Genomic DNA, 13,385 nt, shown 5'->3' with positions numbered 1-13,385 from the left:
AGGGCAGTAAATCATTGGTTGAAGCACTTCACAAGCAAACTTGTTGTAGACCGTTGCGGCACAGTCAACTACTGTGGCCCTTCATGGAGGAGAGCCAGGAGATCACCGTGAACGCGGGCGACATCGCCCGGCTCGCCGGGGTCGGCAGGGCAGCGGTGAGCAACTGGCGCCGCCGCCACGAGGACTTTCCCCAGCCGGTGGGCGGCACCGCCTCCAGCCCGCTGTTCTCCCTGCCCGAGATCGCCGTGTGGTTGCGCGCGAACGGCAAATCCTTCGAGTTCTCGCTCGGCGACCTGGTCTGGCAGCGGATGCGCACCTCGGTCGACGACCTCAGGCTGGGCGAGCTGGTGGCCAAGGTCGGCGCGTTCCTGCTCTTCCTGCGCCGCGAGCCCACCGCCTGGCGTGATCATGGTATGAAGTCTCTCACCCGCGTGGCCGAGGTGACGACGGATCTCCCCGGCTCCGCCGATCTCCGCCTGGACGACGTGGCCCTCGTCCGGCTCGTCGCCGAACTCGCCGCCGAACACGGCCCCCTGGAGGTCTTCGAGTTCCTGTTCGGGCGGTACGCCGAGGCCCACTCCCGCCAGCTCCCGGTCACCAGGGACGACGTGGCCGCGCTCATGGTCCGGCTGGCGGCCGGGGACGGGGGCGTCGTGCTCGACCCCGCGTGCGGCGTCGGGACGCTGCTGCTGGGCGCGGACTCCCACGAGGGTTGGGCGGACGCCTCGGCGGACCGGAAGACCAACGACCGGGCGGACGCCTCGACGGACCGGGAGCGGGATTCCCGGGCCGGGCGGAGGACGATCCTGATGGGGCAGGAGATCAACGAGACGAACGCGCTGCTCACCGCCGTACGGGTGCTGCTGCGCGGGGCGGAGGCGCGGATCGTCGCCGGTGACTCCCTGCGCGAGGACCGCCTGGCCGGGGAGCCCGCCGACGCCGTGGTCTGCGACCCGCCGTTCAACGAGCGGGTGTGGGGGCACGAGGAGCTCGCCGGTGACCCGCGCTGGGAGTACGGGCTGCCGCCGCGCGGGGAGTCGGAACTGGCCTGGGTGCAGCACTGCCTGGCCCGGGTGCGGCCGGGCGGCCTGGTGGCGATCCTGATGCCCACCGCCGCCGCCAGCCGCCGTCCCGGCAAGCGGATCCGCGGCAACCTGCTCCGGGCGGGGGCGCTGCGGGCCGTGGTGACACTGGCGCCCGGCGGCCCCGACCTGTGGATGCTGCGCAGGCCCGACGGCGGACGCCCGCCGTCCCAGCTGCTGGTGGTGGACGCGGGCGACGACCTGTCGATCGTGGAGCCGGCCTGGCGCGCGTACCTGGAGAACCCCGAGGCCGAGCTGTCCGGCGAGAGCCGGACGGTGCGGATCATCGACCTGCTCGACGACGAGGTCGACCTCGCCCCCTCCAGGCACCGCCCGCAGCACGGCGGCCTCGACTTCCTGCGCGACTTCACCGACGCGCTGGCCAGGTTCAAGGAGACCTCGGCCCTGCTGCCGGACGCCACGCCCGCCCTCCAGCCGCTCGCCGAGCGCCAGGACCTGCCGACCACCACGGTCGGCGAGCTGGCCAAGGCGGGGCTGATCACGATCTTGCAGGCACCGGCGAGGATGTCCGCCGACGAGGGCCCGCTCCCGGTGCTGACCGCCGACGACACCGCGGCGGGCGCGCCGCCCTCGGGGCGCACCACGCTCGACCCGGCCCTGGTCATGATCAGGCCGGGTGACGTGGTGACCACCGTGCTGGGCGCGGTCAGAGTGATCACCCACAGCGGCGCGGCGCTCGGCCCGCAGCTCACGCTCTACCGGGTCGACCCGCAGCGGCTCGACTCGGGGTTCCTCGCCGGTTTCCTGCGCTCTGCCGACGCGGCCAGGGTCCATCCCAGCTCCAGCCGCCTCGACGTGCGGCGGGCGCGGGTGCCCATGCTCCCCCTGTCCGACCAGCGGATGTACGGTACGGCCTTCCGTGAGCTGTTCGACCTGGAGGACAGACTGCGCGAAACACGGACGCTGGGGGAAACGCTGATCCGGCTAGGCTTTGACGGACTGGTCGACGGTCATCTCCGGCCGTGTGACCAAGGGGCTTGATGCCCGCAGGTCCAGGGGAGGGTCGATGGTCATCGGCGACCGATACGTGCTCGACGACCTTCCTCTCGGCCAGGGGGGCATGGGGGCCGTCTACGGCGGCCATGACAAACATCTCGACCGCCGGGTGGCCGTCAAGTTCCTGAAGTTCCTCACCGGCCCCGACGAGGAGCTGAAGCGGCGCTTCCTGCGCGAGGCGCGCATCCTGGCCAGGCTGGAGCACCCCGGCGCCCCGGTGCTGTACGACTTCGGCACCTTCGACCAGCGGCTGTTCCAGGTGATGCAGTTCATCGAGGGCGTCACCGTGGCCGACGTGGTCAGCGAGCACGGCCCGCTCCCGGTGCCGTGGGCGGCGGCGATCGCCGCCCAGGCCTGCGCGGTGCTGACGGCCGCCCACGCGCTGTCCATCTACCACCGCGACCTGAAGCCGACCAACCTGATGCTCTGCCCCGACGGGAGCGTGAAGGTCCTCGACTTCGGCCTGGCCGTGCTCCGCGAGTCCGGCTCGACCCAGTTCACCCGGGTGGGCCAGATCCTCGGCACCCCGTCGTACATGGCGCCCGAGCAGATCCAGAGCGGCCTGTCCGGGCCCCGCAGCGACCTCTACGCCCTCGGGTGCGTGATCCACGAGATGCTGACGGGCCGCCAGCTGTTCACCGGCCCCACCGAGTACGCCGTGTTCGAGCGCCAGGTGAAGGAACGCCCGCCGGAGGTGCCGGGGGTCCCGGACGAACTGAACCGCCTCGTCGCCGAGCTGCTGGAGAAGGACCCCGACAACCGCCCGCCGGGCGCCGACGTCCTCTACGAGCGGCTGCAGCCCTTCGCGGTGGACCTGCCGATGCTTCCGGGCTTCCTGCACCCGCCGTCGGTGCCGAGCCCGGGACGGATGTACGCGCGGATGGTCGGCCGGGTCCTGGGCTGACGGCTCGCGGACCCCTCGGCGTCACCGGGCGGGCCGGGATCGGGTCCTCGCCCGCGGCCTCCCCGCCGAGAGCGCCGCGCGGTGCTTCCGCGGTGCTTCCGCGGTGCTTCCGCGGTGTCGCTCCGACGCCTCAGGCGTCGTTCTCCGGCTTCAACGGCGCGTAGAACAGGTCGTTCAGGCCGCTGCCGGGGTTGTAGGTGCAGTAGTAGTCGCGCCCGCGGTGGACGGCGTGCGCGCTGACCTCCTCGTACAGGCAGGTGTAGCAGTTGCTCCAGCTCGTGACGTACGTGCTGCCGGGGCGTACGGAGGTCGGCAGGTTGCAGTTGTTGCCCGCGGCCGGCGTTGGCTGCCGCATGGCCTCGGCGCCGGCCACGGCCGCGCACCTCGGCGCGACCAGCAGGCCCAGGCCGAGCGACAGCACGACGCTCGTACCGACAAGCGCGATCATCCGAGCGAGGTCGCCCTTCTCCACGAACGTTCCCTTCCATGGTCGATCCTGATGGTTCCGGCCGGACGGCACCCTGACCTGGGGCGATGCCCCCTCGGCCCCGCGGCCGGGGACGGTTGGGCGGCGGGCGAAGGGGTAGGGGCCGGGCAGTGAACCGGGGCCGGGGGACCGGGGCCCACGTGCGACGGCTCCGTTGGCCTCGGCCGAGCCGATCCGGGGAGCGTCGAGCTCGATCGGCGACGGGACGTTCACCGCTGCGGCGACGGGACGTTCACCGCTGCGGCGCCGACACGCGACGGTCCCCGGGAGAACGAGGTGACACAGGTCAGGCTTTATAAGACTTTTGGCTGGTCATCGGGCCATATGTAACCGTCTGGATCAATCTTTCATCAAGTTTCGTCATACGTCCAAGGCTTGTTCCGACGCGATCGATGCCCTCCGGACATCGATGGGCGCGGCCGGGCGGGAGCGGTGCTCGAATGGATCTCGATCTGCGCAAACTGCGCTACTTCGTCGCGGTGGCGGAGCGGCTGCATTTCGGCCGGGCGGCCGAGGCGCTGCACATCACACAACCCGCGCTCTCCCGGCAGATCAGGCAACTGGAAAACGACGTGGGTGTCGAGCTCTTCGTCCGTACCAGCCGGGAGGTCGCCCTCACCTCCGCGGGCGAGCAGCTCCTGTGTGACGCGGGGCGGCTGCTCGCCGCCAGCCACGCGGTCCGGGACAGGGCGCGCCGCGCCGGCGAGGACGGGCGCCACCTGACCGTCGGGTTCATGTTCGGCATAGACACAGCCCCGGCCCTGCGACGCTTCGCCGAGCGCCACCCCGACGTGGTCGTCCAGCTCAAACGCCTGCACTCGAAGGACCGCAGCGAGGCCCTGCTCGACGGCCGCGTCGACGCCGGCCTCGTCCGGCTCCCCCTGATCTCCGAGGGCCTGAGCACGATGTTCCTGTACACCGAGCCTTTCACCGTCCTGCTGCCGGCCGACCACCCCCTGGCGGCCAGGACCTCGCTGAGCATCGGCGACATCGCCGACGAGCCGCTCCTGCACTACGCCGACGCCGACCCGGCGTGGAACGCCTTCTGGAGGGTCGACCCGCGCCCCGACGGGACCCGTCCCCGCTCCGGGCCCGCCGTGCACGACATCGAGGAGATCGTGGAGTACGTCCGGGTGAGGCGCGGTGTGGCGTTCCTCCCGCCCTCGATCAACTTCCTGTTCCCCCGGTCCGACGTCGTCTACGTCCCGGTCGCCGACGTCCCGCCGAGCACGGTCGTCCTGGCCTGGGAGAGCGCCCGGCACTCCCCCCTGATCACCGCCCTGGCCGAGGTCGTCCGGGAGACCGTCCGTCCCAGGCGGTGAGCCGGCCGGTCCCGGCGATCGGGGAGAATACGGCCCGTGGAAGGTCGATGGGTCGAGGTGGCGGACCGGGTTCTGGTGCGGCGGTACGCCGAGCTGGACCTGTCGGTGGGGCTGGTCGTGGGCGACGGCGGCTGCCTGGTCGTCGACACGCGAGGGGACGAGCGGCAGGGGGCGGAGCTGCTCGCGGAGGTCAGGCGGGTCACCCGTGACCCATGGACAGTCGTGATCACCCACTCGCACTTCGACCACAGCTTCGGCACCCGTCCGTTCCTCGACTGTCCCGTCTGGGCGCACGAGGGCTGCCGCGCCGACCTGCTGGAGAACGGCGAGCGGGCCAGGGACGAGTGGACACGCCACTACCGGGACCTGGGACGCGCGGACGTCGCCGGCGACATCGCGAGGACCGGGATCGTGCCACCGGACCACCTCGTGACCGACCGGGCACGGCTGGTCGTCGGGGGCCGCCCGGTCGTCCTGGCCCACCTCGGCCGCGGCCACTCCGGCAACGACCTGGTCGTCCACGTGCCGGACGCCGGGGTGACCTTCGCCGGGGACCTGGTGGAGAACGGGGCTCCGCCCGCCTACGAGGACGCCTACCCCCTCGAATGGCCCGCCACGGTCGCCGGGCTGCTCGACCTGATCGACTCCCTCGCCCCGCTCGGCGGTGGCCCCGCCTCCGGACCCGGTCCCGGGTTCGGCCCTGATCCCGGCCTCGGGTCCGGTCCTGGCCCCGCCTCCGGCCCCGATGGCGCGGTCGTCGTTCCCGGGCACGGCGACCCGGTCGGCCGCGGGTTCGTCGTCGCCCAGCACGCGGAGATCTCCGCCCTGGCCCGTCTCTGCGAGCGGGTGATCGCGGGTTCCCTGTCCCCCGCCGACGCCGTGCGCCTGTCGCCGTACCCCGAGGAGACCACCAGGATCGCCCTCGGCCGCGCGGGCCACCCCTGACGGGGCCCGGGGGGCTCACGTCCGGCGGTGGGTCCCCTCAGGAGCGGGTGAGGCCGTCCAGGTAGGCGGTCAGGGAGTCCAGATCCTGGAGGAACCAGCTGTCGCCACCGAAGTCGATCATGATGTCCAGCTCCGCCTCGATGGCGTCGACCAGGCGGATCGTGGCGATCGAGGTGACCCCCATGGCGACGAACGAGGTGTCGGAGTCGAGGATCTCCTGCGCGGAGATCTCCCCGTCACACGCCGTGGACAGGGCTCCGGCGAGCCACACCCGCAGGGAGTCCCCGGAAAGGGGGGCGCCCTCCCCCGCCGTCCCCTCAGCCTCGGGCCGCTCGGGCCGCTCGGGCCGCTCGGCCAGCGCGGTCTGCCCGGCGGGACCTGCGGGGCCTGCGAGACCTGCGAGACCTGCGAGGCCGACAGGCTCCACCGGGTCGGCCGGACCCACCGGGCCCGCTGGGCCCGCCGGGCCGGTGACGTCTGGGTGACTCATTCGATACCTCCAGTGGGAGAGCCCCGGGTTCCGGTCCCGGGAGGGCGTCGGGTCCTCCCCGCCCCCGTCATGGAGGGACGGGCCGGGATGAGAGGGTGTCGGGTCCTCCCCGGCCCGCCTCCCGTCGCCGGGGCGGGCGGGGGTGAGGTGGTCAGGAGCCGTCCGTGCCGAGCATCCGGGCGACCTCCTCGTCCGTCAGCGCGGACAGCTCCTCCATCAGGATCCGCTCCACCACGGCCGCGAGGTCGGCCACCGTACGGCTCCTGAAGAGCTCGCGGACGGGCACGTCGATCCCGGCGACCGTGCGCAGGCGGGAGCCGACGCGCACGGCGAGCAGCGAGTGGCCGCCCAGCGCGAAGAAGTCGTCGAGCGCGCCGACCTTGCCGACGCCCAGCACCTCCTGCCAGACGCCCGCCACGAGGATCTCGGCGTCGTTCCTCGGCTCCACGAAGGCCCGTTCCTCGTCGAGGCCGAGGTCGGGCGCGGGGAGGGCGCGGCGGTCGATCTTCCCTCCGGTGGTCACCGGCAGCTCGTCCAGGGTCACCCAGACGTCGGGAACCATGTAAGGCGGGAGCGCCGCGGCGAGGTCGCGCCGGAGCTCCGCCGGGTCGGCCGGACCCGCGACATAGGCGACCAGCCTGTCCTCGCGGGCGATCACCGCCGCCTGGCGTACGCCGGGATCGGTGAGGAGGCGCCCCTCGATCTCGGCGGGCTCGATCCTGAACCCGCGGACCTTCATCTGGTCGTCGACACGGCCCAGGAACTCCAGCGTGCCGTCCGCGCGCCACCGGACCAGGTCCCCGGTGCGGTAGAGCCGTCCCGCCTCCGGATCGTCGAGGAAGCGCTCGGCGGTCAGGTCCGGACGGCCGAGGTAGCCCCTGGCGAGCCCCGCGCCGCCGAGAAGCAGCTCACCGGGGACACCGGGCGGTACGCGGCGGAGAGGCCCTCCGGGAACGCCACGCGGCTCGGCCACGACCGCCCGGGTGCCGCCGACCGGCCGTCCGATCGGCGGGCGTGCCCCGGCGTCGGCGGGGCCGAGGTCGGCCGCGGTGGCGATGATCGTGGCCTCGGTGGGCCCGTAGGTGTTGACCAGCCTGACCCGGTCGCCGAACCGCTCCCGCCAGCGGGCCACGGCCTCCGCGTGCACCTGCTCGCCGCCGAGGATGACCAGCCGCAGCCGTTCCGGCCAGGCCACCTCGTCGATCTGGTCGACCAGCCGGTGCCAGTAGGCGGTCGGCAGGTCCAGCACGGTCACCTCGCGCCCGCGGGGCTCGGCGAGCACCTCGGGAAGGGTGACCGCGCCGCCCGGCAGGAGTTCGAGGGCCGCTCCGGAGGCCAGCGCGGGATAGATCTCCTCGGCGTGCGCGTCGAAGCCGATCGCGGCGAACTGGACCACCCGGTCTCCCGGCCCCAGCCCGTACGCCTCCCGCATCCAGGCCACCCGGTCGGCCAGGGCCCGGTGCTCCACCACCACGCCCTTGGGCTGCCCGGTGGACCCCGAGGTGTAGATCACGTACGCGGCGTCGCCCCCGTCGGCGGGACGCACGACCTCCTCCGGCTCGCCGTGCTCCAGGAGCACCACCGGGACGTCCACCGACAACGGTTCGGGCCGGCGGGCCGCCACCAGGAGGGCGGCCCCGCTGCCGGACAGGATCGTCGCGACCCGTTCCGCCGGGAGCTCGGGGTCGACGGGCAGGTAGGCGCCCCCGGCGCGCCACACGGCGAGCAGCGCCGCGACGACGTCGATCGACCGGTCGGCCAGGACCGCGACGACCGTCTCCCGTACGACGCCGTGGCGCCGGAGCAGGGCGGCCAGCGAGGCGACGCGGAGCTCCAGGTCCGCGTAGGTCAGCGTCTCGTCGCCGCAGCCCACCGCGATCGCGTCCGCGTGCGAGGCGGTCGCCGCCGCGACGAGGTCCGGCACGAGGGGGCCCGGAACGTGGGCAGCCGCCTCCTCGTGGACGCGCAGCCGGGCGTCGTCCTCGTCGGTGCGCAGCGGCAGCGCGGAGAGGGCCCGGCGGGGGTCGGCCGCGACCGCGCGGCACAGGGCGGCGAACCGGCCCGCGAGGTGGGCGACGGTCTCGGCCTCGAACAGCTCGGCGTCGTAGCCGAGCGTCAGGAAGAACCCGTCGTCGTCGCGCCACATCTCCAGCATGAGGTCGAACTTGGCCTGCCGGTATCCGGCGTCGAAGAACTCCAGGGCCAGGTCGGCGAAGGAGTCGCGGGTGCCGTCGTCCTGGCTGTGCAGGATGGCCATGGTCCTGAACAGCGGCGTGCGGCTCAGGCCGCGCTCCACGTCCAGCTCCGTCACGAGCTTCTCGAACGGCACCTCCTGGTACGCCATCGCCTCCAGCAGGACCGTCCGCGTGCGGCCCACCAGTTCGGTGAAGGAGGGGTCTCCCGACAGGTCGCCCCGCAGGACCAGGGTGCTGGCGAGGTAGCCGACGACCGGTTCCAGCTCGACGCGGTCCCGCCCCGCGTAGGAGGAGCCGACCATGACGTCGTCCTGGCCGGTGTGGCGGGCCAGCAGCACCTGGTACGCGGCGAGCAGCACCATGAAGACGGTCGCCCCGCACTCCTGGGCCACCTCCTCCAGCCGCGCGGCGAGATCGGGTGGCAGGCGGAAGGCGTGGGATCCCCCACGGTGGGAGGAGACCGGCGGGCGGGGGTGGTCGAGCGGCAGCTCCAGCACGGGAGGGTCGGCGAGCCGCTCGCGCCAGTAGCCGAGCGCCGCCCCGTCGTCGTGGCCCCGCTGCCAGAACGCGATGTCCCCGTACGTCACCGGCGGCTCGGCGAGACCGGGCTCGGTCCCGTCCCTGCGCGCGGCGTACAGGGCGGCCAGGTCGTCGGCGAGGACGTTGAGCGACCAGCCGTCGCCCGCGATGTGGTGGAGGATGACGCAGAGCACGTGGTCGCGCTCCGCCAGGCGCAGCAGGCTGACCCGCAACGGGGGCGGGCCGGTGAGGTCGAAGGGGGCGTTGGTCCGCTCCGCGACCAGCCGCCGCGCCTCCCGTTCCCTTCCGGCGAGCCCCGCGGTCCCCTCTCCGGCGGTTCCGGGGCCGGTCCCCTCTCCCCGTACGCCGCCGGAGAGGTCGATGTGCTCGATCAGCGGGCCGGTCGCGGGGTCGGTGATCGCGACCGGCCCGCCGTCCACCTCCGGGTAGCGGGTGCGCAGGGTCTCGTGCCGCGCCGCCAGGTCCCGGAAGGCGTGTTCCAGCGCGGCGACGTCGAGATCGCCGCGCAGGCGCCAGACGGTGAACATGTTGTACGCCGCGTCGTCCGGATCGAGCCGGTGCATGAGCCAGAGCCGCTCCTGCGAGGGCGAGAGCGGGGCCGGCGCGCCGTCGGGGCGCGGGCGCAACGGGGTGGCCCGGCCGTCGCGGTCGTCCGCGGGGCCGGACACGGCGGCGTCGACGGTCTCGGCGAACCCGGCGATCGTCGGCCGGACGAACAGCTCCCTGATGGGTACCTCAACGCCGAGCAGCGCCGCGATCCGCGCGGTGACCTTGACCGCGAGCAGCGAGTGCCCGCCCAGGCCGAAGAAGTCGTCGTCGGCGCCGAGCCGGTCGACGGCCACGCCCAGCACCTCGGCGAAGATCTCGGCCACCCGCCGTTCCAGGTCGGTCTCCGGCGGCCGGCCGTGCCCGGCGGACGGCATGCCGGGCGCGGGGAGCGCCTTGCGGTCGACCTTGCCGTTCGGGGTGAGGGGCAGCGCGGGCAACGTCACCACGACCGCGGGCACCATGATCGCGGGCAACGACCGCGCGACGTGCTCCTGAAGCCCCGCGAGGTCCGAGGACTCCGACGCTTCTGCGAGGTCCGATGCTTTTACGAGGTCCGGCGGTTCTACGAGGTTCGACGGCTCCGCGACATCTCCGGTGCCGGCTTCGGCTCCCGCCTCGGTTCCGACTCCGGTTTCGGCTCTAGCTCCGGCTCCGGTTTCACGGTCCTCGGAGGTGACGGGTGCGACCCCGACCACGTACGCCACCAGGGTGTCGTCGACGATCGCGGCGACCGCGCGGGAGACCCCGGGGTGGGTCTCCAGGGCGGCCTCGACCTCGCCCAGCTCGATGCGGTGACCCCGCAGCTTCACCTGGCCGTCGGCCCGGCCGAGGAACTCCAGGCGCCCGTCCGCCAGCCATCTCACCCGGTCGCCGGTCCGGTACAGGCGCGACCCCGGGGGTCCGGACGGGTCGGGCAGGAAGCGCTCGGCGGTCAGGCCCGGCCGGTTCAGGTAGCCCCGCGCCAGTCCCGTCCCCGCGATGGACAACTCCCCGACCACCCCGACGGGCACCGGGTCGAACCTCTCGTCGAGCACGTGGACACGGGTGTTGTCCAGCGGCCTGCCGATCGCCACCGCCCCGGGCTCGGCGGGTACCGGCTCGCTGGTGGACCAGATCGTCGTCTCGGTGGGCCCGTACACGTTCCACATCGCCCGCATGCGCCCTCGCAGCGCGCCGGCGAGGGCGGGCGGCAGCGCCTCGCCCCCGGCCAGGGCGGTCACCCCCGGCCCGTCGAACCCCGCGTCGAGGAGCGCCCGCCAGCCCGACGGCGTGGCCTGGACGTGCGTCACGCCGTGCGCGGCGGCGAGCCTCACCAGCGCGAGCGCGTCCGACGCCTCCGCGCTGCCCGCGACGACCACCCGGGCGCCGCTGACCAGCGGGAGGAAGAACTCCAGCACGGAGATGTCGAACGACAGGGAGGTGAGCGCCAGCCAGACGTGGCCGGGCCCGGAGCCGAGCAGGTCCTTCATGGCCAGCAGCAGGTTGACCACGGCGCGGTGCTCGATCGCGACCCCCTTGGGGCGGCCCGTCGAGCCCGAGGTGTAGATCACGTACGCGAGGTCGTCGGGCGTCGCGAGCGGCGCGGGGGGCGTGCCGGGTTCGTCGGCGAACGCCCGGGGGTCCTCGACGAGCAGGACCCGGGCGGCCCCCTCCGGGAGCCGTCCGCGTACGCGCTCCTCGGTGAGGAGCAGTTCCGCGCCCGAGTCGCGCAGCACGAAGGCGAGGCGTTCGGCGGGGTACTCGGGGTCGAGGGGCAGGTAGGCGCCGCCCGCCCTCATCACGGCCAGCAGCGCGACCAGCGTCTCCAGCGAGCGGGTGGCGCACACGGCCACGACGGCGCCGGGCCGCACGCCCTCGCGCCGCAGCCGGTTGGCCAGCCGGTTGACGTCCGTCTCCAGTTCCGCGTACGTCAGGCTCCGCCCCCCGCACGTGGCCGCGACGGCCCCCGGCTCGCCCGCGACCAGGTCGTGGAGGGTGGTCTCCGGGCGCGGGACGGCGGTGTCGTTCCAGGTGGTGAGGGTCAGCTCGCGTTCGGCCTCCGGGGGGAGACCCAGTTCCGACAGGCGCGTGCCGGGGTCCTCGACGGCCCTGCGCAGCATGACCGCGACGTGCTCGGCCATGCGCTCGGCCGTACCGTGGTCGAACAGGGCGGTGCTGTAGACGAGGGAGAGCTCCAGGTCGCCGTCGCGTCGCCCGAACTCCAGCGACAGGTCGAACATCGCCGATCGCGCGTCGCCCATGTCGACCGGTTCCGCGGTGACGCCGGGCAGGGTCAGCGCGGTGCCTCCGAAGTCGTGCAGGACGAGCTGGGCCTGGAAGAGGGGCGTGCGGCTGAGGTCCCTGGGGACGTTCAGCTCGCTCACCAGCCGGTCGAAGGGCAGGGCCGCGTTGGTGTACGCCGCCAGGGCCGCGCGGCGGACCCTGACGAGCAGTTCCCCGAAGGTCGGGTCGCCCGACAGGTCCCCGCGGATCACCAGCGTGTTGAGGAAGAGCCCGATGAGCGGTTCCAGCTCGTCCCTGTCCCGCCCGGCGACCGGCGTGCCGACGCAGACGTCCTCCTGGCCGGAGCGGCGTGACAGCAGGACCAGGTACACGGCGAGCAGCACCATGAACGGCGTGGTGCGCGTGCGCCGGGCGAGCCCGTCGACGCCGTCGGCCAGCTCGGCGGGGAGCCTGAGCAGGGCGCGGGCGCCGTCGGCGGTCCTGACCGCGGGACGCGGCCGGTCCGTCGGGAGCTCCAGCGTCGGCGGGTCGGCCAGCCTTCGCCGCCAGTGGTCGAGCTGCTCGGCGGCCGGGTCGTCCGGACGCTCGCGCTGCCACCGCGCGAAGTCCGCGTACTGGATCGGCAGCGGCTCCAGCAGTGGCTCCAGCGCAGGCCGGTCACCGGCGAGGAACGCCCCGTACAGCGCGGCCAGCTCGCGCGCGAACACGCCGACCGACCAGCCGTCCACGGCGATGTGGTGGAACACGATGTAGATCGCGTGATCCCGCTCGGACAGGCGCAGCAGGCCTGCCCTGAGCGGCGGCTCGCCCGCCAGGTCGAACCGCCGCTCGATCTGCTCCCGGACGAGCCGCGCGCTCCGCGCCTCGCGCTCCGCCTCGGGAAGATCCGAAAGGTCCAGCAGTCCCAGGTACGGCCGGTCGCCGGGCGGGCGGGGCTCGTCGACGATCTGAACGGGGGCGCCGTCCCTGCTCGGGAAGCGGGTCCGCAGGATCTCGTGCCTGGCCACGATCTCGGCGAGCGCCCGCTCCAGGGCGTCCGGGTCGAGCGGTCCGCCGAGCCGTTCGGCGATGAAGATGTTGTGGGCGCCGCCGTCGCCGGCCCGCTCCAGCCGGTCGAGGAACCACATGCGCTCCTGGCCGAACGAGAGCGGCGACTCGCGGACGTCATCGGGCCGGGGAGTTATCCCGTCCCGTGCTTCCTCCCGCGCGAGCATGTCCATCCCTAGACCTCCCGCCGGAGAGGCGAGGGAACCGTTCTCACAACGGCCTCCCTGCTGGCGGATCGCGAGCCCGAAAGGAGATCCCTCATAATCACGACAAAAGACTGTCAGAGAAAAACATAAATCCGCAAGGAGTAGACATTTAGCCCCGAATGCCCATATCGACTTCTAAAGAGGCGCTGACTTCGCCCCGGACCGTCCGCGCCGTACCGGACGTACCGCTGACATCAAGTTGCCCGGCACTAGTTGCCGGTGCCCACACCACGAGGGCGCTGGGCGGGAGGTTGACCACGCCCCCGCCGTGAGTGTCTGATTCGTTGTCGGCGAGCGGCTTCAGGGGCGGATCACGCGGCTCGCCGAACCGCGCCGGACACGGTCCGGGGCGTTCTCTCCCTTCGCCCGCCGCCGCGT

General features: G+C 73.2%; 7 protein-coding genes. 4 read left to right on the top strand and 3 right to left on the bottom strand.

All coding sequences use genetic code 11. From position 1 onward, the window contains the following. Positions 1-83: 83 nt before the first annotated feature. Both ACFYWM_RS31580 and ACFYWM_RS31575 read left to right on the top strand, forming a co-directional pair. Positions 84-2,084, top strand: a complete 2,001-nt coding sequence (locus ACFYWM_RS31580) for a class I SAM-dependent DNA methyltransferase (protein WP_389921062.1) — start codon at positions 84-86, stop codon at positions 2,082-2,084. Positions 2,085-2,109: 25 nt separating this feature from the next. Continuing rightward, complete coding sequence (locus tag ACFYWM_RS31575) at positions 2,110-3,003, top strand: serine/threonine-protein kinase (protein ID WP_389921059.1); 894 nt, start codon at positions 2,110-2,112, stop codon at positions 3,001-3,003. Positions 3,004-3,133: 130 nt separating this feature from the next. Here the strand turns inward: ACFYWM_RS31575 and ACFYWM_RS31570 are convergent, their stop codons facing one another. Beyond that, positions 3,134-3,475, bottom strand: coding sequence for a hypothetical protein (locus ACFYWM_RS31570; protein WP_389921057.1), 342 nt, complete (start codon positions 3,473-3,475; stop codon positions 3,134-3,136). Between the two features lie 455 nt (positions 3,476-3,930). On the opposite strand from ACFYWM_RS31570, the gene ACFYWM_RS31565 reads away from it, so the two are divergent. Both ACFYWM_RS31565 and ACFYWM_RS31560 read left to right on the top strand, forming a co-directional pair. Further along, positions 3,931-4,812 (top strand): LysR family transcriptional regulator, encoded by an 882-nt coding sequence (locus ACFYWM_RS31565; protein ID WP_389921054.1) that lies wholly within the window; start codon positions 3,931-3,933, stop codon positions 4,810-4,812. Between the two features lie 36 nt (positions 4,813-4,848). Beyond that, positions 4,849-5,757, top strand: a complete 909-nt coding sequence (locus tag ACFYWM_RS31560) for an MBL fold metallo-hydrolase (RefSeq protein WP_389921051.1) — start codon at positions 4,849-4,851, stop codon at positions 5,755-5,757. Positions 5,758-5,794: 37 nt separating this feature from the next. Here ACFYWM_RS31560 and ACFYWM_RS31555 read toward each other — a convergent pair whose 3' ends face one another. Next, positions 5,795-6,247, bottom strand: coding sequence for an acyl carrier protein (locus tag ACFYWM_RS31555; RefSeq protein WP_389921048.1), 453 nt, complete (start codon positions 6,245-6,247; stop codon positions 5,795-5,797). Between the two features lie 151 nt (positions 6,248-6,398). After that, positions 6,399-12,974 (bottom strand): amino acid adenylation domain-containing protein, encoded by a 6,576-nt coding sequence (locus ACFYWM_RS31550; protein WP_389921045.1) that lies wholly within the window; start codon positions 12,972-12,974, stop codon positions 6,399-6,401. Between the last annotated feature and the right edge of the window lie 411 nt (positions 12,975-13,385).

The sequence above is a fragment of the Streptosporangium sp. NPDC002721 genome (genome assembly GCF_042888905.1).
Taxonomy (GTDB): domain Bacteria; phylum Actinomycetota; class Actinomycetes; order Streptosporangiales; family Streptosporangiaceae; genus Streptosporangium.
The sequence above is the reverse complement of the archived record's forward strand: the minus strand, read 5'-3'. Positions and strand labels throughout refer to the sequence as shown.

Coding starts and splice junctions, on each gene's coding strand:
- ACFYWM_RS31575 (WP_389921059.1), top strand. CDS start 2,110: ATGGTCATCGGCGACCGATACGTGCTCGACGACCTTCCTCTCGGCCAG.
- ACFYWM_RS31580 (WP_389921062.1), top strand. CDS start 84: ATGGAGGAGAGCCAGGAGATCACCGTGAACGCGGGCGACATCGCCCGG.
- ACFYWM_RS31565 (WP_389921054.1), top strand. CDS start 3,931: ATGGATCTCGATCTGCGCAAACTGCGCTACTTCGTCGCGGTGGCGGAG.
- ACFYWM_RS31555 (WP_389921048.1), bottom strand. CDS start 6,247: ATGAGTCACCCAGACGTCACCGGCCCGGCGGGCCCAGCGGGCCCGGTG.
- ACFYWM_RS31550 (WP_389921045.1), bottom strand. CDS start 12,974: ATGGACATGCTCGCGCGGGAGGAAGCACGGGACGGGATAACTCCCCGG.